The 23436-nt window shown below is 51.3% G+C and carries 16 protein-coding genes; 4 read left to right on the top strand and 12 right to left on the bottom strand.

Annotated elements, in window-relative coordinates; translation table 11 throughout:
- Window positions 1–48: 48 nt before the first annotated feature.
- The 3 genes from ACQ6WK_RS02895 (at window position 49) to rpsI (ending at window position 4490) form a co-directional block, all read left to right on the top strand.
- The gene (locus tag ACQ6WK_RS02895) at window positions 49–3195 is read left to right on the top strand and encodes a hypothetical protein (RefSeq protein WP_432799240.1); all 3147 of its coding nucleotides are present in this window, start codon (window positions 49–51) and stop codon (window positions 3193–3195) included.
- A gap of 321 nt (window positions 3196–3516) precedes the next feature.
- On the top strand, window positions 3517–3960 hold the full coding sequence (gene rplM, locus ACQ6WK_RS02890) for a 50S ribosomal protein L13 (RefSeq protein WP_432799239.1): 444 nt from the start codon (window positions 3517–3519) through the stop codon (window positions 3958–3960).
- Between the two features lie 35 nt (window positions 3961–3995).
- Window positions 3996–4490 carry a 30S ribosomal protein S9 gene (gene rpsI / locus ACQ6WK_RS02885; RefSeq protein WP_432799238.1) on the top strand — a complete coding sequence of 165 codons (495 nt, stop codon included), beginning with the start codon at window positions 3996–3998 and terminating at the stop codon, window positions 4488–4490.
- Window positions 4491–4717: 227 nt separating this feature from the next.
- Here rpsI and ACQ6WK_RS02880 read toward each other — a convergent pair whose 3' ends face one another.
- From ACQ6WK_RS02880 to nusA, 12 genes are all read right to left on the bottom strand, one after another.
- Window positions 4718–5326, bottom strand: coding sequence for a hypothetical protein (locus ACQ6WK_RS02880; RefSeq protein ID WP_432799237.1), 609 nt, complete (start codon window positions 5324–5326; stop codon window positions 4718–4720).
- A gap of 23 nt (window positions 5327–5349) precedes the next feature.
- Complete coding sequence (locus tag ACQ6WK_RS02875) at window positions 5350–5949, bottom strand: DNA-3-methyladenine glycosylase I (protein WP_432799236.1); 600 nt, start codon at window positions 5947–5949, stop codon at window positions 5350–5352.
- A 65-nt stretch (window positions 5950–6014) separates the two neighbouring features.
- The gene (locus ACQ6WK_RS02870; protein ID WP_432799235.1) at window positions 6015–8324 is read right to left on the bottom strand and encodes a hypothetical protein; all 2310 of its coding nucleotides are present in this window, start codon (window positions 8322–8324) and stop codon (window positions 6015–6017) included.
- A gap of 52 nt (window positions 8325–8376) precedes the next feature.
- The gene (locus ACQ6WK_RS02865) at window positions 8377–8604 is read right to left on the bottom strand and encodes a hypothetical protein (protein WP_432799234.1); all 228 of its coding nucleotides are present in this window, start codon (window positions 8602–8604) and stop codon (window positions 8377–8379) included.
- A gap of 30 nt (window positions 8605–8634) precedes the next feature.
- Window positions 8635–11205 carry a DNA topoisomerase (ATP-hydrolyzing) subunit B gene (gyrB, locus tag ACQ6WK_RS02860; protein ID WP_432799233.1) on the bottom strand — a complete coding sequence of 857 codons (2571 nt, stop codon included), beginning with the start codon at window positions 11203–11205 and terminating at the stop codon, window positions 8635–8637.
- 282 nt (window positions 11206–11487) lie between these two features.
- On the bottom strand, window positions 11488–14814 hold the full coding sequence (locus tag ACQ6WK_RS02855) for a tetratricopeptide repeat protein (protein ID WP_432799232.1): 3327 nt from the start codon (window positions 14812–14814) through the stop codon (window positions 11488–11490).
- Between the two features lie 73 nt (window positions 14815–14887).
- On the bottom strand, window positions 14888–15772 hold the full coding sequence (gene hisG / locus ACQ6WK_RS02850) for an ATP phosphoribosyltransferase (RefSeq protein WP_432799231.1): 885 nt from the start codon (window positions 15770–15772) through the stop codon (window positions 14888–14890).
- Between the two features lie 8 nt (window positions 15773–15780).
- The gene (locus ACQ6WK_RS02845) at window positions 15781–16656 is read right to left on the bottom strand and encodes a hypothetical protein (RefSeq protein ID WP_432799230.1); all 876 of its coding nucleotides are present in this window, start codon (window positions 16654–16656) and stop codon (window positions 15781–15783) included.
- Between the two features lie 27 nt (window positions 16657–16683).
- Entirely contained in the window at window positions 16684–17121 is a 438-nt protein-coding gene (rbfA, locus tag ACQ6WK_RS02840) for a 30S ribosome-binding factor RbfA (protein WP_432799229.1), read from the bottom strand.
- 41 nt (window positions 17122–17162) lie between these two features.
- Entirely contained in the window at window positions 17163–17453 is a 291-nt protein-coding gene (locus ACQ6WK_RS02835; protein WP_432800370.1) for a DUF503 domain-containing protein, read from the bottom strand.
- A gap of 93 nt (window positions 17454–17546) precedes the next feature.
- Complete coding sequence (gene infB, locus ACQ6WK_RS02830) at window positions 17547–20558, bottom strand: translation initiation factor IF-2 (protein WP_432799228.1); 3012 nt, start codon at window positions 20556–20558, stop codon at window positions 17547–17549.
- 123 nt (window positions 20559–20681) lie between these two features.
- A complete protein-coding gene (nusA, locus tag ACQ6WK_RS02825) occupies window positions 20682–22151 on the bottom strand; it encodes a transcription termination factor NusA (RefSeq protein ID WP_432799227.1) in 1470 nt (489 codons plus the stop codon).
- Between the two features lie 911 nt (window positions 22152–23062).
- On the opposite strand from nusA, the gene rpsT reads away from it, so the two are divergent.
- Window positions 23063–23335 (top strand): 30S ribosomal protein S20, encoded by a 273-nt coding sequence (rpsT, locus tag ACQ6WK_RS02820; protein ID WP_432799226.1) that lies wholly within the window; start codon window positions 23063–23065, stop codon window positions 23333–23335.
- Window positions 23336–23436: the final 101 nt, after the last annotated feature.

Here is a 23436-nt window from a genome sequence, read left to right as displayed (position 1 = left end):
ATCTCCGTGTTATACGATTTTACCGGAGTTTGGAGTTAGAAGCTTACCATGAGTCGCGGCGAACCACAGCAAACTAAATCAACGTCCGCACCCGATTCCCAGCAAGTTCTCGGACTGCTCGGCGATCTCGAATCCAAATTGCAGGAACTCAAGACCTGGCAACACGATAACGAAGCCCACGCTCAAGAGATCAAGCAGCAGGCCAGCGAGATTGACCAGCAACGTGAAACCCTCGAATCACTCGGCAATGATCTCGAATCACGCAGAGCAGACCTCGAAAAACGGGAAAACAAGCTCCAGTCTGACCAGGAATCGCTCACACAACAATCTGTTAATCTCGAAGAGCGCACCGATCAAATCGCAGAACAAGAAAATAAACTTCAAAAACAAATAACGCAGCTTGCCGATGATCGCAACGCTTTTGATGCACAGCAAGCCGAGCTTAACGATTTACAAGACAAACTCACTAACCATCAGAATGAGCTTGACCAAAAACGTCAACAGCTCGAAGAAAACCAACGCGGCTTCGAACAGCAATGTGCCGCACTAGATGAACAACGCCAACAACTCGAACAACTCAAATCCAAGCTCAACGAACAAGAAGCCGCCAATCAAACTCAAGCGACCCAACTCGAATCGCTTTCAACCAAACTCAATGATGCCCGTAGCGAGATCGAACAAACCCAAACCGAACTCGCTGAACGAGAAGCAGCAATCTCTGAGCAAGCCGCTACATTAGATGGCAAGCAAGCCAAGATCGAATCTCGCGAAGCTGATCAACAAAATCGCAAAGCCGATCTTGATCAAGCATGGGACACTTTCAAATCCCAGGAAGCGGCGCTCACCGAGCTTGAAACACAGCTTAATGAATCTCGCAAAGAGCATGACGATGCACGTACCCGCATCGAACAACAAACCGAACAAATTAACGCACAGCAATCTGAACTGGATCGCGCTCAAACTGCTTTTGCGGAATCAACTGAACAACTCAACCTTGCCCAAGCACAACTGCAAGAGCAGCAAGCCGATCTGCAATCACAGAAAGATCAACTTGAGCAAAAACTAAACGATCTTCAAACGCGCGAAGATACACTTCGCACCCAAACTGAAGCCTTCAACGAAGAAAAACAGCTCCATGAGCAGCTCATTTCCGAGCAACAGCAAGAGTTGCAAACCGCCCGCGAGCAGATTGAATCTGATCGCAGTGAAACTGAAAAACAGCGTATTGAAATCTCTGCACAGCACGAAGCGCTCGATCAACTCACTCAGCAACTTCAGGAACAAAAGAAAGCCTCTGACTCACAACGATTTGAGTTGAACCTGCGTGCTGAAGCGCTTGAAACACAAGAAATACAGCTCAAAAAAGCCCGCGCACAACTTGCTGGGCAAGCTGCCGCAATTGCCGACGATTCTACCGATTCCGCCTCTGATCGCATTGAGATATTGCAAGATGAACTCCATGATGCACAAAGTCAGATTGACACACTGCAAGGTCAGATCAAGCAGCAGATCGATCAAATCGATCAAGCTGGCTCTGCGGTAAATGAACAATCCGAGCTTGCCATTCAACAAACAGCTGAAGCTGAAGTACTCAATGAACAACTCGTTCAACGTGAGCAGGCAATCAAAGAACACGAGCAGATCCTCAACGAACTTGAGCAGGAAGTCGCAAGTCGGGAATCACAGCTTAAAGCCCAAGCAGATGACCTTGCCAATCGTACTGCCGAGCTAGATAGCCGCGAAAAACAGATCAATACGCGTGATGATGAAATCACCCATAAGCAGCACACACTGATCGAAGAGCAATCTGCACTTGAAGATCTCACCAATGATCTTGACCAGCGTGCCGAGACCATCGGCAGCAAAAACGATGCGTTACAACAACGCGAATCCGAGCTACAACAACGTTCCGAAGAGCTCACCAAGCTTCTATCCGAAGCTGAACAAGCCAAAACCACCGCAGCAGAACAGAGCAACGAAGCCACCGCACAAAACAACGAGCAGATCGAAAAACTCACCGCCAAAGTTCAATCGCTTCAGGAGAAGAACGCCGAGCTTGAATCGACGATTCAATCCTACAGTGAGCAACAAGATAGTGACCTAAGCGAAAAGCAGAAGGAACTCGATGCTCGTCAGAAAGAACTTGACGAAAAACGCAAGTCCTTCAAAGAAATCCTCGCACAAAGCAAGCAGCAGCTTGAAACCGAACGTGCCAAACTCCGCAAACGTGAAGCTGCCCTCGCCTCTCGTGAATCATCACTTGATAACGACGGCACAAAATCCGGTACTGCCGCACCAACAAACACAGAAACCGAAAAATCAATTAGAAAACGTCGTAAGCGTTTGCACGCCTATCGCGCGATCCTGAAGAAACGATCACAAGCACTCAAAGAAGCCGAGCTCCGGTGCGAATCCACTGATGCGCAAGCGCTCGGCCTCGAAAAAGAACGACAAATGCTCACCGAGGTTAAGAAGTTCCTTCAGAACTCCGAAGCCGAGATGATCCAGCGCTGGTCCACCGCCAAAGCTGCCCACTATGCAACAATATTCGTCATCACCCTCATGCTGATCGGCGTATTCAGTTATGCTGCTGCTACCCGTCTCAGCAAACCCATTTGGCAAGCCACCGAATCCCTCACCTTCAATCCCAAACCCACCGCCGACGCGCCAGCACAAACAACCAATGCCAAAGCATGGATTACCGAGCAGCAAAACATTCTCTACAGTAAACCCGTCCTGATCGAAGCGCTCAATCAGCTTAATCAGATGAACGTCAAAACCTACAATCAGCAAACACTCACAGCACAGCTCCGCAATCACCTTACCCTCAGTGGCTCAGCCCCAACACTTAACCTGACATTCACGACCACCGACAAGAAAAACGCCAAGCCTATCCTTGACGCGCTCGGCCGTGCCTACGTCGCTTACCAACTCGCACAAGACCGCATCCTTGATCGACCTGACTCTACCACGATCTCAAGCGCTGCTTCGCTCTTCGATGAGCCTATCGAGAATCAGCAACTCAAGCATGCCGCCATTATCTTTGCGGCGCTTTCCATCATCGCTTTCTTCGGCTTCCTCGTTATCCGCTTCTGGCTTGCCAAAACTAAAGGCATTTTTGACGGCCCGAACGCTCCTGAACTCACGGTCCTCGACAAGCCCGACACGTGGTCACCCCTCAAAGGCTCTGAATAACCCCTCAAAACCACATCTATCTATAAAAAGAATGAACACCCGCCCATGCACACGCATGGGTTTTTATTACACTCAGCCCTTCACCATCTGAATTCCGTTCATTCGCCCCCATGAACCCTAACAAATTCCGCCCATAAATCCTGTCTCTTGCCCACATCACATTCGCAATCCACAGAGCTTCCCGATACAATGCTCGGCTCGCTGGCGTATGTCGCCAGCCGCTGCGCCGGTTGACACCCTCAGCCTGCTCACTAAACTATTCGTTTCTACCCGTTTCGCAGGCACAACGTCTGCTGTGGGCATTATTACGGATTAACGACAATGAACCGTCAGACATACCACGCTAAAAACAACGAAGTCAAACAGGATTGGCACATCGTCGACGCCTCGGACAAAATCCTTGGCCGACTTGCCACCGAACTGGCTGTCATCCTCATGGGCAAAAACAAGCCCACCTATACCCCACACCACGATGTCGGCGATTTCGTCATTGTCACCAATGCTTCGAAGATCAAGCTGACCGGCAACAAAGCCGACCAAAAGTTCTATGAAACCTTCTCCGGACACCCTTCCGGCCGCAAACTCGTCCCATACGGCAAGATGCGTGAGCAAAAACCAGAACTGCTCCTCAAGTCCGCCGTCCGTCGCATGCTCCCTAAAAACAAGCTCGCTTCGGTCATGCTTTCCAAGCTCAAAGTCTATGGCGGGGAAGAACACCCCCACCATGCACAGCAGCCCAAAGCACTCGAAATCACCACTGCATAATCAAATAGTATCAAGCTAAATACGAGAAAATAAGCATGTCAGAAACGATTAACATTGGCTCAACCGCAGACACCGCAGCACCTGAAGAAGCTGCCGCTGTCGCTGAAGTTCGTCCCCTCGCAGAACCTGCCAAGCGTGATGCTGGTGGATTCGTCTGGGGCACCGGCCGCCGCAAGAGCAGCGTTGCTCGTGTCCGCGTTCGTCCTGGTGAAGGCAAGTTCCTCATCAACAAACGCGAAGTCACTGACTTCTTCTCAGAGCCACAGCATCGCAATGACTGCCTCAAAGCACTCGAAGCCACCAAGACCGCAGGCAAGATTGACGTCTTCGTCAACGTCGCAGGCGGCGGCATCACCGGCCAGTCCGGCGCCATCCTCCTCGGTGTCGCTCGTGCTCTGAAGGGTTATGATCCTTCACTCGAACAAACTCTCCGCGACCTGAACTACCTCACACGTGACCCACGTAAAGTCGAACGTAAAAAGTACGGCCAACGTGGTGCTCGTCGCCGATTCCAGTTCTCCAAGCGTTAATCACACGCCACAGAGCACCAATCAAACATTCAAACCCGCAAGCAATCACACTCGCGGGTTTTTTCTTGCGCCCAGCTTCGGCATTTTTCGTACCGCTGAAATACTTCCTCCCACGCCCCGGTTATCCCCATGAACAAGACACCAATTCCTCTCCCATAAACCGGAGCCGAGCAGTCAAAGCCTTGATTGCTTGGCTCTTGTTCAATTCACACGAGCAACTACACCTCTCACCCTGTTGCAGTAGCGTTCTTCCGTCTCAACATGATCACGATCAACACCACCACACCTGCTGCAAAAAACAATGCCCCCAATAATGCTCCACCTGCCACAGCCACAATCCCCAAGATCAGTAACCCAACAGGCATATCGCCAACCGCCATCACAACGGACGGGCCATGGACTCCATACGGATAAGATCCGCTGATCTCGTATCGCCCTGGATGCGGGATTCCGAATTTGCCCATCAGCTTACCCGAATACGTCGGCGTGCTGTACGTTGACTCATACGCATTCGGAGCCACAAACACCGGCAACCCCGTCTCCAAATCTTTAATCTTCACCACTGCGCCCGGCCACTCGCTCGGCGTTTGGTATTTTACGCCTCCCACCTCCGATACGTATTCATAATACATTTCGTACTCACCCTTCTCTTCAAACATCACCACGCCACCGCCCGGCACCACCACCCGTTGAAGCGGCGTGTTCACAAACGGAACAATCCCAAACATAATCCCACATACCACCAATCCTATCGCCATTATTTCCAACAACACCAGCCCACCCAGTAAGCAGCCCATCCCTCCAATCTTTCGTTGTGGCTCACCTGCTTCAGACAAAATATTATCCCTTCAAACACACATCAGCCTTTGGATCGCTTCCGAATCCGATCGTAGCAATAACACCCCACCTCATGATCATTCACCATACCCACCGCCTGCATAAAAGCATAACAAATCGTTGACCCCACAAACTTGAATCCACGTTTTTTTAAATCCTTGCTCATCGCGTCAGACACCTCCGTCTTCGCGGGTATCTCTTTTAGGGATTTGTACCTGTTTTGAATCGGCTTCCCACCCACAAATCCCCAAATATACGCATCAAAGGAACCAAGCTCTTTCTGTACCGCCAAAAACGCTTTTGCATTGATCACCGCAGCATTCACCTTCAAACGGTTCCGCACAATCCCCGGATCGTTCAGCAGCTTTTCAATCTTCTTCTCTGTAAACCGCGCGACCTTTACCGCATCAAAATCAGCAAACACCTTCTTATAGTGCGCCCGCTTCTTCAAGATCGTGATCCAGCTCAGCCCAGCCTGCGCGCCTTCTAAAATCAAAAACTCAAACAGCAGCCGATCATCATGCACCGGCACACCCCACTCTTCATCGTGATACTTCTGGTAAAGCTCATCCTCCCCGCACCATCCACACCGCTTCTGGATCATCGCCTTTTTTTTGCTCATTACGATTAGCTCCGTTTTGATCACGCTGAACCGCTCGGCCTAATTGTAGACATACTCACGCTAGATCAACTTCCTGGTACAGCAATTGATTTCTTCTTCATCTCATCTTCGAAAAATTGATTGATGAAAGGCTTGAACACTTCCCTCTCAAATAAATCCTTTGTCAGCCAATCATCCTTCAAATCATCTGCGGTCCAGTAATCCTTCATCTCCTCAAACAGCTCAATAACTCGCTCAACATCATCCTTCGCAATTGAAACAGCAAACTCAAAAAAATGCCCATCCCCCTCTTTATCGTATGCTTTCCCCACAACCATCGCTTGTTTATGATCCCCCATTGCCAAATGCGCCGCCACTTGCATCCGCGTCGATCGTGCTGGCCATATGTCAAAATCAATCTTCTTACCAAACTCATGAATATGCGATAACAACTCCGGCCACTGCTTCATACCATAAAAATACTCCGCCCACCAAAACCATTTATTCTGATCACTCTGTGCGTGTCCATAACGGTGCAGTAAGCTGTATAACGCCTTATACTCAAGTGTATCTATCAGGTGCCGCGCAGCCCCATCAAAAACTATTTCATTCCCTGCAAACCGTTTACAAGCTTCCTCCCATTTTTCAACTTGGCACATGACATAAGCATATTCTTCTAAAAATAAGTCAAGATCTCCTTTAGACATTTCCAACGTCAAATGATGCTCAAGCAAGGCTAATGCGTCATCCCACTCCTTCGCATCACTCAACAACCACGCTTTGTGATACCCCGCTGAAAGACTATTCGGATAAGTCTTCAGATGTAATGTTGCCAAAGCATCAAGCTGCTCATACTCATCCACATCAAATAAATCATCACCAATGATTTTGTATGCTGCGGGGAAATCAGCTGCAGCTAAATAAGCCTCCATCCCTTTACCGCTCAATGCCATCGCAGACCAGTATCTCTTCCTTAACAAGTCTGTTTCATCTGGCGCAACCTGTCCCGCACGAATCAGTGACCGTTTGTAATAATCTGCTGCTGTAATATATTCTTCATTCCATTCCGCATAAACGCCACTATAAAACAGCGCATTATAATCTTCTGCATTAATCTCACGAAACGTCTTTGAAGCCACCGCAAGCGCAGCCACATCTCCATTCGCCGTAATCGTTTCACCTATAAGTTCAAACGATGCTTCAGGATTCGGCATTCTCTTAATACGATCCGCAACCTCTTCCTTCTTAGCTTCGTCGAGATAAACCGCAAATTCCGCAAGCGTTTCCCCATCCTCCGGCAACTCATCAAGTGCTTTACGATATATATCGTAAGCTTTTTCCATCTGCCCGAGTTCGGCATAGCATGTTCCATACAATGAGTAAACATCTGCGTTATACCCCGCTACCGCCGTGTACTTATTCATGTACTCAATCGCCAATTGATACCGCCCATCACCTGCATACGCGCACCCACGGAAAAAATTGTAAACCAGCACATCTTTTCGATATGACTCTGCCTGATCCAGCGCCGAAAATACTCTTTCATACTCCCCCAGCCAAAGATTACACATCGCAATCCCAGTCCATTTCAACGCCATGATTTCTTGTGAATGGCTCCCATACTTCTCTACACGCAGCTCTTCTCGCCATTCTTCAATTGACTTGCGATGTTGTTCAACCTCATCGAGGTCAATCGCACCCACTTGCTTAATAATGGAGACAATTTTCAAAAACTTTTGCAAAGGATCTCCGCCAGTATCATCGTCTTTCGGCGATTGAATCAGCGTCTTTGTCAGCATAGACCACTGCAACCCCATCAGCACATCTTCAAAATCATAAATCTGCCACACCCCACGCGCATGCGTCATCCACCACTTCATTTGAATTGCTGTCAATTCTTTGTCGTAATGTGTGGTATATACCGCCACACTACCCTCACCTGTGGGAATCACTGCCATCACCTTAAACGGTCGCCCCAGATCCACCATCTCACCCGACATTAACTTGAGATTAAAATCCCCTGCAAACTGTCGTCTTAATTGTTCACGTTGCGTCCGCGTGGACTTCTCGCCAAGAACTTCCTCAAGCATCCCGATCATCGGATCGAAATTGAAATACTCATCTGCAAGTCGTGGCTTCTGCTTCATGATCGCTTCACCAAATGAGGCGAATCGTGCTTCAACCGCTTGAAACACTTCATCAGAAACCTTCGGCACCACAACCCCATCAGATGATTCGCCTGCAGCTACGCCATTCTGCTTCGCGCCAAGTACCTGCTGCATCTCCGCTACACGTTGCTTGTCCGTACCCGTTGCTATCGGCGCGGATTTATCCTCGCAACCTACAACACATGCACTCAATCCCAAAACGAGCACAATAGTTCTTGCAATCAACATGTAACACGACTCCCTCGGCTAAGATAATTGAAAATTAAATCATCCTCTATACTTAAAAATTCATCGCCCCCACGTCCTTCATCATTTGCACATACTGCGCCGGCCGCCGCCGCCCGACATACACAGATGTCCCCAGCGTATAAATCGCGAGATACACAAACCCACCCAAACACGTGACAAGAGAAAGCGCCACCCACCACGGCAGCCGCTTCTTCTTGGCCTGCATATTCTCTTGCACCCCGCCGTCTCGCCCTATTCCACCAGAATCATCTTCATACATACCGTCTCCCTCCGGCCAATCACGCCATTCTTACACATCTAAATTCTTCACCTCAAGCGCATGTTCTTCGATGTACTTCCGGCGAGGCTCAACTTCCTCGCCCATCAAAATGCTAAACAGCTTCTCCGCTTCACTGGCTGCATCCCATGTCACCTTGAGCAACACACGGTTCACAGGATTCATCGTCGTCTCCCACAGCTGCTCCGCGTCCATTTCGCCCAACCCCTTGAACCGCTTGATTTCCATCCCATGCTTACCCACCTCCAGCACACTGCTCAAAATCTCACTGAGATTCACTGCTGCGTTCACATGCTCATTGCCCTTGCCGTCCTTAGTCACGATCTCAAATCGGCCCGGCACTTCCTCACCTGTCACGCGCTGCTCGTGCTTAATAAACCAGTCATTCAAACAAATATGCCCATCGGATAATTCATCCAGCTTCGCAAACAAACGGTCCAAATCCTTCGATTCGTGCATCTCTTTGCGGAACGCGCTGATCTTTGCCTTCGGCTTCTCCCCCTCGCCAATCACATCATCAAGATCAGGATCACTTGAACTCAATCCCTTCTCATTGCGGAATGCTTCCTCTTCCTGATCATTCCAGAAGAAATAATCCCCAGCAAGATCGCCTGCCTGTTCAACCAACGGCACCTGCAAGTGAATCCGCGGCAAACGCCCTTCCTTTTTCGGATCATCCGCGCGCAAATCTGCCAACTGCTTAAACGTCACACCCCGTCGCTCTACAATGCTTACAAGCTCACTAATCTGCTCAATCACATCAAAAATGCTCTTAAGCCCCGCAGCATCTGTCCGCACAAGCTCCTGTCTATCTTCTGAATAGACCACCAGCTCAGATTCATTCGTGCCAAGCTCGCCCAATACGGTGTGCATCCGTTTTTCGTTCAGAACGTATTCACTCTTGCGCCCGCGACTCACCTGATACAACGGAGGCTGCGCAATATAAATGTGACCATTACGAATAAGGTCCGGCATCTGACGGAAGAAGAACGTGAGTAGCAGCGTACGGATATGCGAACCATCAACGTCCGCGTCGGTCATGATGATGATCTTGCCGTAACGAAGCTTCTCAAGGTTGAATTCATCAGCACCAATTCCACAACTCAGTGCCTGAATGATTGTACGGATTTCTTCAAAGCCTAGAATTTTGTCTAGCCGCGCTTTCTCGACGTTCAAAATCTTACCCTTGAGCGGCAAGATCGCCTGCGTTTTATGATCACGCCCGCCCTTGGCGCTCCCACCCGCAGAATCGCCTTCGACCAGGTAAATTTCACTTTCTTCAACATTCTTACTCGTGCAATCATACAACTTGCCCGGGAGGCCCCCTGCATCTAGTGCCCCCTTACGACGCGTCAGGTCGCGCGCTTTGCGTGCCGCCTCGCGTGCCTGTGCCGCGCTTGCAGCTTTCATGCAGATCTTCTTCGCTGCTGCCGGGTTTTCTTCACACCACGTGCTCAGTGACTGCCCCACTGTTGTATTCACAAACGATTCAACTTCTGCGTTGCCGAGCTTGGTTTTCGTCTGCCCCTCAAACTGTGGCTCACTCACCTTCACTGAAATAATCCCACACAAGCCTTCACGCAAGTCATCCCCGCTCGGAACCATGCTCCCTTTGAGTAGATTGTTCCCACGTGCATAGTTGTTCAACGTTCGCGTTAACGCTGTCTTAAAACCAGATAAGTGTGTCCCACCCTCAATCGTATTGATGTTATTTGCAAACGTCAGCAGCCGCTCGTTGTAGGAATCGTTGTATTGCAATGCAATCTCGCAAACGAGCCCCTGTTCATCATCATCCGCCCTAAAATAAATCGGCGGATCATTCACCACTTCCTTGCCCTCATTGAGTGCGGCCACAAACGCCTTAATCCCCTCTGGGAAACAATACTCTTCTCGCTTCCCATCACCCCGTTCATCTTCAATCACAAGATGTAAGCCCGGATTCAGATACGCCATTTCTTTAAAGCGCACATTCAGCGTCTCAAACTTAAACTCCGTATCCGGAAACATCTCAGGGTCCGGCTTGAACGAAATCTTCGTCCCAGTTTTTGTTCGCTCCCCAATTACCCGCAACTCTTCATTCACCTTCCCCCGCTCAAAACTCATTGCATGAAGATTACCATCACGCGCAACCTCAACCTCCATCCATTCACTCAGCGCATTCACCACTGACGCGCCCACACCGTGCAATCCGCCGGAAACTTTATACGCATCATTCTCAAATTTACCGCCCGCATGCAACACCGTCAGGATGATCTCAACGGTTGGCCGACCTTCATGCAGTGGATTGTTTCCTTTGAACGGCCCGACCGGAATCCCTGAACCATCATCAACCACAGAAAGCGAACCGTCCGCATGGATCTTGATCTGAATCGTGTCACATCGGCCTGCCATATGTTCGTCGATCGAGTTATCGACAATCTCATACACCAAGTGATGCAGCCCACGAGCCGTCGTATCGCCGATGTACATGCCCGGACGCTTACGCACCGCCTCCAAACCCTCGAGCACCTTGATGCTCTCCTCACCATAGCTTGAAGCCTTGTCGTTTCCCTGCGGTGAGCGATTCTCTGCGCCGTCTGTCATCGGTTCCTGATCCAATCTGGAAGGGTCAAAAATGAGTGCTGCAGCAGCCCGAATACCCTCGATTCAAAGCCACCTGATCATGATCTCCTAAGCCCTCAATTTTAGCACAAATCACCCCCCGTCGCTACCAACACAAAGTCCAACACAAACCTATTGATATCAAAACTTTACATGCAAAAAAATACCCCCCGTTTACCCCCATTTCCAGCAATCTGTTTTTTGCCCCAAATGCGCCTTTTCCTAACATGAAATTTCGCAGCCAGCAGCCCAATCTCATCCGCCCTATTCCCCCGGCAATGTCACCACGGCACCTGCATCAATCGCCTCGTTCCCTGTTTCATCAATTTCCACTTCAACCTCTTTCGTCGCCGGCTTCTTCTCCTCAACGACAGCCGCATTTTCGCCCGGCAGCAGCGCGGTCCTAACCGCTTCACCCGCAACGGCCCGCTTTACCTTCTCGTCAAGCCGCCCTTCTAAACCCACCATTTCCGGATCACCCATCCCGCGAAACTCATCGCCCCGTGTAATCATCATCTGCTTCGCCATACGCCACGCCTTCACCGCACCCTCTTTATCTCCCGCGCGATACTTCGCATCACCCAAGTGATCAAAAATCACAGGATACTGCCCCTGAGGATGGTTCACTGCTTTTTCCAACCATGTTACTGCCGCGTCAAACGCGCCCAGCTTGTACTCTGCCCATCCCATCGAATCTTGATACGCTTCATTGTCCGGCTCATCCGCCAATGCTCGCGCGATCATAGCTTTCGCCTGCTCCAAATTCTTCCCTGCCATAATCCATTGATACCCCACCTGATTATTAGTCGGCCCGTGCTTCGGATGCTTCGCCAGCACCTTCAACATAAACGCCTCACCTGCCGCTTCCTGCTCATTTTGATCAAGCATCAGTCCCCACACAAAACCAATATCACCCGCCTCATCTGGGTAACGCGCCATCGCCTCCCACACAACCGCTTCTTTGCCTTCAAAACCATCTATCTGAATCATAGATGCAAATGTAAGCCTCGCCACAGCAATGAAATCGCGGTGCTCTCGCCCATCTAGCACCAACCGCAGTTGCCCGAATGCATCCTCGTACCGCTTCATCTCAAAATACAACCGTCCCAGTTGCACATCCCGCTCTGTCCCCGCAGGCTGATCCTTTACCAATCCCAAAAGCACATCGTACATCGCTGCCTCATCACCTACCTCACGATAGAAACGAACCGCCAACTGACGCACCTGCCCATCCTTTGGCATCTTCTCAAGCTGCCGCGACACGAATAGCTTGCCACGATCAATCTGCTTCGATTTCACATACACACGAAGCAGCCGCCCCATCACGTCATAGTCCTTCCCGTCCTGCTGCAACAACTGCAACAACAACATCTCTGCCTCACGATATTTCTTCGACCCCTCATACCATTCCGCGCGGCTTAACCTTGCTAGCCGACTATTCGGTATGGCCCCCACCAGCCTTCCGAACAACTTCTGCGTCTTCTCGCCCACATTTTCTAGCCGTGACCCCGAATTACGATACAGTGCAAACATCGCTGAATAAGCCTTCTCCTCTTTTGGATATCGGTTCAGCGCATCGAGCAGCACTCGCTCTGCATCCTGCTCACGTTTCAGCAGCACCATCAGATTTGCTTTCTCAAGCATCAATTCAATATCCGTGTTCCCGCGATTCCCCGCTTCATCCAACACCCGAACTGCCTGCTCATACGACTGCTTCGCCATCAAGAGACGTACGCGCAATGTCACAATTTCAGTCTCAGATCGATCGGCCACTTCATCGAGCAGTACCCCCGCTTTGTCATAATCCTTCAGCACCAGCATCGTCTTTACCAGCTCAAGCCGCGGTGCCAATACCTCCGGCTCGCGTTCATGTGCTGCTCCAAATGCTTCTGCCGCACCTCCAAAATTATTTTGCACTGCAAGCGTCAAGCCATAAATAAGCTGCACCATAGCGCGTTGCCGCTGATCAATATCTAACCCTTCCACCGCAGCTTTCAACTCAGATATGTGCTGAATTTCTCGTAAAAATCCGCGTGCCACCTCGCCTGCTTTCTCAGGATGCGTTTCCATCACCCCTGCACTCACCAGCACACTCTCCGCAAGCAAGTCCGCACTTGGTTCCCGGCCTCCTATTGCTTCCTTCTTCCCAAGCACGTACATCTGCAGGTAATGATTAAGTGCCATCACATCACCACCCGAATCTGCGTCCGCGTCATCCGCTTCACTTTCGCGCAGATGCGATAAGATAAATGCCTTCCCCGTATCACCCGGCATTAGCGTACTCAGTACCACCGCCGCTTCACTCGGGCGATCCGCTCCTTCATACTCCCCACGCAAATACTCGATCAAGACCCCCTCTTTGATCCCCTGCCCCACCATGTACTTCGCAAGCACCACCACCGCCCCGCTTTCCTTCGTCTGCTTCAACAAATTCGACAACTCACTCATCGCCCCTTCATCATCCCCCAACATCAGCAATGTATAAATCATCCGCGCACTAAAATCACCCGAATGCTGCACGCCCAATACCTTCGATCCTACATACGCCTGCGCCGCATGGTCCGGCTCACCCAACTGATGAAACCCATCCCCCATCGCCACAAGCAACTTCCCGCGCTGCTTCAATAAAAACGCAAATTCGCGTCCATAAACCGATCGGCTCCCGTACCCCATCGACGGGTCTGCAAACTGCTCAAAGCAATACAGCCCTGCGCGTAAATGTCCCAGCTTCGTCAGCGCCGTGCCAAGGTAATACCAACCAAGCGGTGGAATCGCGCGATCTAATTTCCCATCACCCGCTTCTATCTTCTCTAGCACGTGACCCAATACCGCGGCACCTGTACCCATCCGCCCCGCTGCGATCTCATGCCGTCCCACCAAATACAAACTTTCCAGATCATCTGGATTGAGTCGTACCACCCGCCGTAAAAGCTGCGCACCCTTTACCTTGTTACCACTCAGCGTGTACACCAAGCCTAAAAGTCGCATCACCTCAGGGGCATCCCCCGCCTCCTTCATTGCGATCTCTAACTGGCGCTTAGCCTCACCCAAATTACGTGCATTCCATGCCATCCGCCCCGCCACGTAAGCCCGTTGCGCCGCCAGCGACGGCTCGTCTGCAAACATCCTTTTTAAATCTGGCAGCTCACCCACTTCAACTTCAACGTGCTCAAGCCCCTCACTTTCACGAAATGCATTACTCCCCCGCCACGGCTCAATCTCAAGATCAATCGCCCCGACTTGCCCCTCCACAATCACCACATCATCCCGCTCAACTTCTTCTATTTTTTCATCCACCACCCCAGGCGCAAGTAAATCTGCTGGCATCTTGTATGATCCCAATGCATCGGCATAACTCATATTCGCTTTCGCAAATGCATCCCCCTCCAACCGCTTAACCTTCTCGCTGCTTCTCCCCGGCGGCAATGCAACATGCTCACGCACTACGCGCCACACGCGCACTTTTTTGCTTGCATCAATCGCCCCATGAGCCCCCACCTTCTCGCCATCCTCAATACCATTCGACGCGCAAGACAGCATCATGCCGCCCATTGCAACCAAGACTAACCAACCCAGTTTCGTTTGTTGCATACCGTCCCTGCTTCAAACGCCATCCCAAAGCCGCCGAGGACGCATCCCACGCACCTCTCAGAATGACGCACCTTTAAGGTATCACTTTGTTCAGCGGATAGCTGAATATCGCCTTGGCACCCGCTCGGCTAAGCTGCGGCACCAGCTCACGCTCAATCTTCGTCTCCACCACCACCTCAATCGCGACCCACTGCTGATCAGCCAACTCATTCACCGTCGGACTCTGTTCGCTGGGCAACAGCTTTAATACGTCGTTAAGTGTGTCGCGGGTCACGTTCATTTTCAATCCAACCTTACTTTTTGCCGCAATGGCCCCTTGCAGCAGTAAAGCCAGGTCTTCTATCTTCTGACGTTTCCAAGGATTCGCCCACGCGTCCTTGTTCGCAATCAGCCGTGTCGTCGAACTCATCAGCTCAGCAAGCACCTTCAGCTTATTCGCCCGTAGCGAACTCCCTGTCTCAGTTACGTCAACGATTCCATCCACCAGGCGTGCCTTCACCTCGGTCGCCCCCCAACTGAACTCAACCTTTGCTTTCACACCCTGAGATTCAAAGAACCGCTTCGTGGTCTCCGGCAACTCCGTCGCAATGATCTTCCCTTCAAGATCCTTTACGCTGTCGTAACCTGATTCTTCCGGCACAGCCAACACCCATCGGGCTGGCTTACTTGTCGCCTTTGAATACAAAAGCTCACAAACCTCAACCACGTCGGACCCATTCTCAACGATCCAGTCGTGGCCTGTAATCCCCATGTCCACCACACCATCTTCAACATACCGGCTCATCTCTTGCGCTCGGAACATCACTGCGCTCATTGTCGAATCATCAATCTCCGGAATATAAGACCGACTCGGCACACGCACCTGATAGCCCGCACGACCAAACAGATCCACTGTCGCTTCCTGCAAGCTTCCCTTTGGAATACCGACCACCAATTGATCTTCTTTCTTCTCAATCATCTTTTCAATCACTTCTTCTTACTGGTTTTCTTCTTGGTTGTTTTACCCGTCGTTTTTTTCGCAGCAGATTTCTTCGCTACCTTCTTCTTTGCCGTCTTCTTGGTTGCAGCTTTCTTCGCTACGGTTTTTTTCTTCGGCTCAGCTTTCTTTTTGTTGCTCTTACTGGCCGCAGCTTTCTTCGCAGGTGCCTTCTTCTTCTCAACCTTTTTCGTGATCGGCTTCAGCGATGGCACGGTCTCTTCCATCTCAATCACAGTCGACTTCATCTTCAAGCCTGAGACGTTCTGGCTATCCGCCCATGCTTGCAACACCAAATGCACATCCAGACACTCGCTTGCTTTCACCTGCTTCAACAGGAAAGACTCGACTGCTGACAGGTTCGATCCGTCCTCGACCACGCCTTCCTTCTCAAGCAGGTAACCCAAACGCCGATCCACCGGCATCGCATGCCCGCCAAAGCAAAGCAGCATCATCTGCGAAAGCACATACCCTGGCATTGCCGGCAGCGCCTCCAGATAAGCCTTCTGTTCCTTCTTACCCTTACCTTCGATCGACTTCATTGTCACCGAATGCTCAACCAGATACACCGCATTCAGCGCTTCACGCATCCGTGAGATCCGCTCCTCAGCAAAGGGGTACTTCGCACCAATAATATCGATCAGCTCATGATGATGCGTTACACGAATTTCATTGATATCCACCATCGCACCAAGCAACTTCTCAATCGCTTCCTCAGCCTGCGTTTCGGTTGCTTCCCATTGCAGAAAACTCATCACAAGCTGCAATACCGGCTCCCGGCTAACTGCTTCCAAACCCTTGTGCTTGCTCTTGATCTTCTTCAAAAGCGCTGTAAATTTTTTAACCTGTTCGCTATCTTTACCCATGCTTTCCTCATTCGTCAGCAGACTGCATTACGAAGCGTCTTCGTCCTGCGATTGGTTCTGTTCGGTCACATCAGCCGCACTGTCTTCCGTTTTGTCATCAAGTGTAGCCTCTGATTCTTCTCCCGTTTTTTCCATCCCCTCGTTGATCGCTGCGATCACCTTCGCCTGTACCTTCAAACTCTCGTCAAGCTTAAATTCAAGGTGCGGCACACCCCGCAGCGATACTAACTTCCGCGTCAAATGCTGGATATGCACCCGCGCATGATTCAAACCATCTACTGTCATCCGCTGATACTTCTCTGGCAACACCGACACATGAATAAACGCATTCTTCATGTCGCTCGTCACTTTGATCTTCGTGATACTTACCAAACCACGTATCCGAGGATCAGAGATCTGGCGTTGCAAGACCTGCGATATCGCCTTATTTAGTATCGCTTCAACTTGTGCAATCTTATGCGACATTCAAACTCATACCTTCATCATGACCCAAAGCAATCCGTTCGTTATCTTCCTGACAAAATCTCAATCTCATAATCATGAAGATAATAGCCCCTGCCCTTCTGAATCTTGTCGACCAGCTTATCCAACACACTTTGCGTGTACTTCACATCACTGCTCGCCATCACAATACCAAGAACCGCATGCGTCAGGCTTTCCTGCTTATCAACTTCAGCAACCGATACCTGATGCTCGCGGTGCAACCGATCCTTCATACTCCGCACCACCCGCCGCTTATCCTTCAGCGACTCACTACCATCCACAATCAGCTCAACCTGTAAAATCCCGATCACCATAGGCACTGTGTTTTGTATGCTGCATCAGCTTTCTAATCAGCCGCTGCATTGTTTTGCCATCCACATCACAAAAACCTTGCACAACAATGTGATCTACAACTCAAGCTTACGCTTCACTTCGATCACCTTGTAGCACTCGATCTTGTCACCAGCCTTGATGTCTTCAAAGCCAACCAGACGGATACCACATTCTGTACCCGCACGCACTTCCTTCACTTCGTCCTTCACGCGGCGAATACTCTCGATCGCTCGGTTGTCCGTTACCACGACGCCGTCACGAGTCACACGTGCTAAACCATCCTTCTGCATCGAGCCATCCTCAACAAGACAACCCGCCACAAAACCAAGCTTCGAAATCTTGAACGCTTCCTTCACATGTGCCACACCTAACTGCTCTTCCTTCTTCTCAGGTTCAAGCATGCCTTCAAGCGCCAGCTTCACTTCGTCAGTCAGTTCATACAGCACACGGTATAGACGCACATCAACTTTTCTCGCTTCGGCAATCTCACGAACCGCCGGCGTGATCGCCACATGGAAACCAATAATGATCGCGTTCGACGCATCTGCCAACACAACATCACTTTCAGTGATCCCGCCAACAGCTGCGTGCAAAACCTTCACCTGCACCTCGTCGTTATGGATCTTCTCAAGGCTCTCACGCAACACCTTCAACGTACCCTGCACGTCAGCCTTGAGGACCACACGCAGATCCTGCATCTGGCCTTCCTTGATCGCACTCGCAAAGTTATCCAGCGTCACCTTTGTCTGAGCGGCAAGCATCTGCTGGCGCTCAGCATCACGGTACTGCTGGGCCACATTCTCTGCCTGACCCAACGTTTCGGTCACGTAGAACTTATCACCTGCATCTGGAATCTCATCGATACCCGACAATTCCAACGGTGTCGCAGGTCCCGCTTCACGAATCGCACGCCCCTTGTCGTCCGTCATGTCACGCACACGGCCAAATGCGCGGCCAATGTTGATGTAATCACCAACCTTCATCTGGCCCTGCTGAAGCAACACACGCGCCACACTACCACGACCCGTCTGCATCTCAGCCTCAACTACCGTACCTCTAGCTGGCCCGCCATAATCAGCAGTCAAACTCAAAAGCTCAGCCTGATAATCCAGTACTTCAATCAATTCCTCGACGCCTTCGCCGGTGATCGCACTAGTCTTGATGACTTCCGTTTCACCGCCCCATGCCGTTGGATTCAGACCATGCTCTGCAAGCTGACCATAAATCTTCTGGATGTTTTCTTCTGTTGCTTGTGGTGTATCGCTCTTATTCAACGCTACCACAACAGGCACGCCTGCAGCCTTCGAGTGATTGATCGATTCAATCGTCTGAGGCATCACGCCGTCGTCTGCAGCAATCACCAACACCACAAGGTCTGTCATGCCCGCACCACGTGCACGCATCGAAGTAAACGCTTCGTGGCCCGGCGTATCCAGGAACACAACCGTCTTATCATCGCCATCCGAGCCTTTAATCGTCACACGGTACGCACCCACGTGCTGGGTAATACCACCCGCTTCGTGCGCTGCAACATCCGCCTTACGGATTCGGTCAAGCAAACTTGTCTTACCATGGTCAACGTGACCCAGCACCGTAACCACCGGTGGCCGGCTTTGCACATCAACCGCATCTCGCTCTTCAAACTGCTTCACAAGTGTTTGCTCAGCAGTTTCCATTTCCTTCACTTCAAGCTCGATGTCGTACTCAAGTGCAACTTCCATCGCCGCTTCAGTATCAATCGCCGAGTTGATCGTTGCCATGATACCTTGCTTGAACAGATGCTTAATAATGTCTGCACCCTTCATGCCCGTTGCCGCACTCAAACTCTTAATCGTGATCGGCTCAGCAATCTCAACCTTACCGCCCACCATCGCTGGCGTCTGAGCAACCTGACCACCGCCACGCTTACTCATGTCACGACGACGCTGTTTCATGAAACCCGATGCACCTTTCAAACGTGCATCAAGTTCTTCCATATCTGCCTGTGAAAACTTATTCGGTCCCGTTGGTAATGCTGCATTCGCACTACGACCTCGGCGCTGATTCATGCCACGGCGCTGATTACCGCCCTTGCCGCCACCTTGACCGCCGCGACCGCCCTGGCCACCACGACCGCCCATATCCTCGCCACCACCACCGCCAGCACCTCGGCCACGTGCCGGTCCGCGTGAACGCGTAATCCCTTCAACTGCACCACCAGCACCCATGCCCGCGCCTTGACCACCGCCTTGGCCGCCTTGGAATCCACCGCCGCCACCATTTGGACCGCCCGAACCACCTGGACCTCGACGACGCGGTGCACGCTGCTGCACTGGCTCAGGTTGTTCAACTCGGATCACCTTCGGACCCTTGAGCGCCACCTGCTTCGGCTTCTCCATCATCTTCCCGACCGGCTTAATCACCACCGGACGATTCGGCACATTCTGCTCGCCCACAGGTTTCACCACGCGCGGCTCGACCTGCTTCACAATCGTTTTCCTAGGCTTCGGTTTTTCTTCCGACACAGCCTCACTCTGTGTTTCACCCACACCCTCTTCTTCCTTCGGTTTTGATGACTTCTTCGCCTTCGCGGCGATCTGCGCCGGCGTCACCACCACCTTCTTCTCTTTCTCAGCAACCTCTTCTTCAATCTCACCCACAACTTCTTCAGCAGAAGGCGCGGTATCCGCAACAACCTCAGCGGCCTTCGGCTGCTTTACGATCACTGGTGCTTCTTCTGCCTTTTCAAGTGCAGCTTTTTCTACAACTGCCGCAGGCGCGTCAGCTTTTGCGACAGGCTTCGCCTTCTTACGAGCCTTCGCCTTGGCTTTGGTCAGATCAACCTTCTCTGCCGTCTCAACCGCGGTCGTTGTATCGCCACCCAGCTCAGCTTCACTAAACCATTGGCGCACCGTCGCCTCAAGCCCCAGCTTCACTGTAGACATGTGGTTCGTAATGCCCGGCACATCTTCAGCCTGACATTTCTCGACGATTGCTTTGCTCTTCACACCAAGTTCTTTGGCGATCTCGAATACGCGCTTGGCTTTGGCCAATGCAAACTCCTTGCCAGCTTCACAGCCGGTCGTCTTCGCCACAACACCTCGCATCTTCGCACTCCGCAGTCTGACTTCTCATCAAACCGCACGATGCTGTGACCTTCTGGTTGTCCTCCCAAAACCAACGCTGGTTTTGAGATCTTTATCCCACCCAACAAACATTACCTGATCACATCAGGATTTATCTTCTTCGTCATTCGCAGAAGCATCTTCACTTTCAGGGGCATCTTCCGTTTCAACTTCCGCTTCAACCTCAGCCTCAACATCTGCTGAAACTTCTTCTTCCACTACAGCCTCTTCAGCCGCTTCTTCTACCACTGGCGTTTCAGTACTTTCTGGTGCTGCTTCCTCAGTCGCAGGAGCATCACTGCCCGGACCAAGAATGTCACCAAGAATCGCAGCCGCCTGCGCCGCGCCCGGCATCGAATCCATGCCGTCACGTTCAGCCTGCTTACGCTTCTCAGCTTCTTCCTTCTCTTTTGCCTGCTCAGCTGCAAGCACCTTACCCCGAGCCGTCGCAACTTCGACCACCTTCTCTGACAGTGCTTCTTCGATCTGCAATTGCTCCGCCAGATAAGCCGCACCAACTTCTTCAATATCAAACACGCTGATCACACCCAAGGCGGCCAGCTTATCAATCTCTGTATCCTCAAAACCATCAATCTCGCGCAGACACGATTCCATCGCATCGAGACTCTTCGTGTATTCCGGCGGCGTTAGGATATCGATGTCCCAGTTCGTCAAACGGGCAGCCAAACGAACATTCTGACCACGCTTACCGATCGCCAACGACAACTGATCCTCATTGACCACAACAGTCGCGCGGCCCAGCTCAAAGCATAGCGAAATCTCAACAACCTCAGCCGGCTTCAGCGCGTTCTGAATCAATATCTGACTCGACTCATTCCAACGCACAATATCAATCTTCTCACCACCCAATTCATCAACAATATTCTTGATGCGACTACCACGCACACCCACACACGCACCGACCGCATCAACCTTCGAGTCGATCGAACTCACCGCAATTTTCGTACGATGGCCTGGCTCGCGCGCCATTGCTTTAATCTCAATAATCCGCTCACTCACCTCAGGCACTTCCACCTCAAACAGCCGACGAATAAACTCCGCACTGCCCCGGCTCAATACTATCTTCACTTGATTGCCGCTCTCGCGCACATCCAAGATCATGCAGCGAACCCGCTCGCCAGCCTGATGTTGCTCGCCCGGGATCTGCTCGCTCTTCGGCATAAACCCCTCCGCACGACCCACCTGAACCACAAGTGCCCCGCCCTCATATCGCTGAGCCATCCCCGTCGTCAGTTCACCCACGCGGTCCGCAAACTCGTTGTAAATACTCTGGCGTTCATCCTCACGGAACCGCTGAATCATCACCTGCTTCGCGGTCTGCGCCGGGATGCGACCAAGCTCCTCTAAAGGAATTTCTACATCTTCCTGCCATAATCGGATCTGACCCGTCAGACGATCCACCTCTGACCGAAACTCTTCGGTCCCCTCAGTATTAAAATGTTTGCGCGCTGCGCTCACCATCGCCTGCTCGATATCGTGGAACAAAGCTTCCTTGTCCACGTTTCGTTCACGTGCGATCGAATCGATTACTCGTAGCATTTCACTTGAATTCATTTTTCCGCATTCCTGCTATTTAGTTGTTATTCAATTGTCTGCGTTCCACTCATCTATCCGTTGGATAGCCGCTCTCACGGCTTCCAACGTCCTGACAGCAGCACCCACTTCGGCAAGATGCCCCTGCGACAACACGTTAATTTTCATTCAGCCAACTTTCTCAGCTAGCCATGACCAACAAAAAACCACGCTCCATCTTGAGGAAACGTGGCCCGGGCAGATCACACCAACTCGCTTTCACAAGTTAGCATGCTCAATCACATGCGATTGCCGTTACATCACAACCGCACACTCCTTCCTTTGCTCGATCTCTGATCCCGATTTTCATCAGGTCTCAGACACCTCGCGGAGTCTTGCGGTGCCAGCAAACAGCACAGTCCAAGATGGGCGTTCCTCGCGCCCATCACTGCGCCTTCGCTCCAACGGTATGCACGCCTTTGTGATTCATGCCTTCTACCTCAGGCTCAGCCAGCCACTCTCGCAGCCAGCTCACAACATTCCAGTCAGTCACCAGATCACAGGCGCAAAGCGCCCGTCAACCAGCCCCTAAGTCTATGAAACCCAGCCTCCCTGTCAAGATTCCACACCCTGTATATATTAGCTCCCATCGTCCACCTCACAGCCTAGTACCCATTATTTAGCCTTCCCTCTCAATCTCACCAAGCTCTCGGCTTCCACACCGTAGGGGTTCATTTCACCAGAACCTCTCGCGCCCTCCTACCAGCACCCCAGAGTTGATTCCCAGCCATCTATCGCGCATAATACTCCGCTCGACTTGCTAAGCAGTCCCAAAATGGGTCCGCTCGTGCCAATGCTCTCAAACGGCCAATGCGGGGTATCTAACCCACTAAGGACGACAAACTTAGGTTACAAAACAAGTTACGAAACGATAGCAAACAGGAATTGACACTATGGCCCACTCACTGAGTGCCAAAAAACGTATTCGCCAAAACGCCGCCAGCCGCTCACTGAACCGCTGGCGCAAGCGCACCTACCGTGAAGCGATCAAAGAATTTCACGAATTAATCCTCCACGGCTCCGTCGAAGATGCCAAAAAGCAACTCGACGCGATCTACAAGATCCTCGACAAGGTCGCTTCCACCTCTGCGATGCACAAAAACACCGCAGCCCGCTACAAGAGCCGTCTTTCCGCTCGCCTCAACGCCAAAAAAGCCGCCGCCTAACCCTGGAAGCCAAAACACTTCCACACAACAACAACAAAATCCCCCCAACCTCCTCGCCAACCCGCGAGGTTTTTTCATAACGATATACAACGTCAAGTATA

Origin of the sequence: Poriferisphaera sp. WC338 (assembly GCF_050931845.1) — a bacterium.
GTDB lineage: Bacteria > Planctomycetota > Phycisphaerae > Phycisphaerales > Phycisphaeraceae > Poriferisphaera.
Note: the sequence above shows the minus strand (reverse complement) of the source record. Positions and strands in the feature narration are given on the sequence as shown.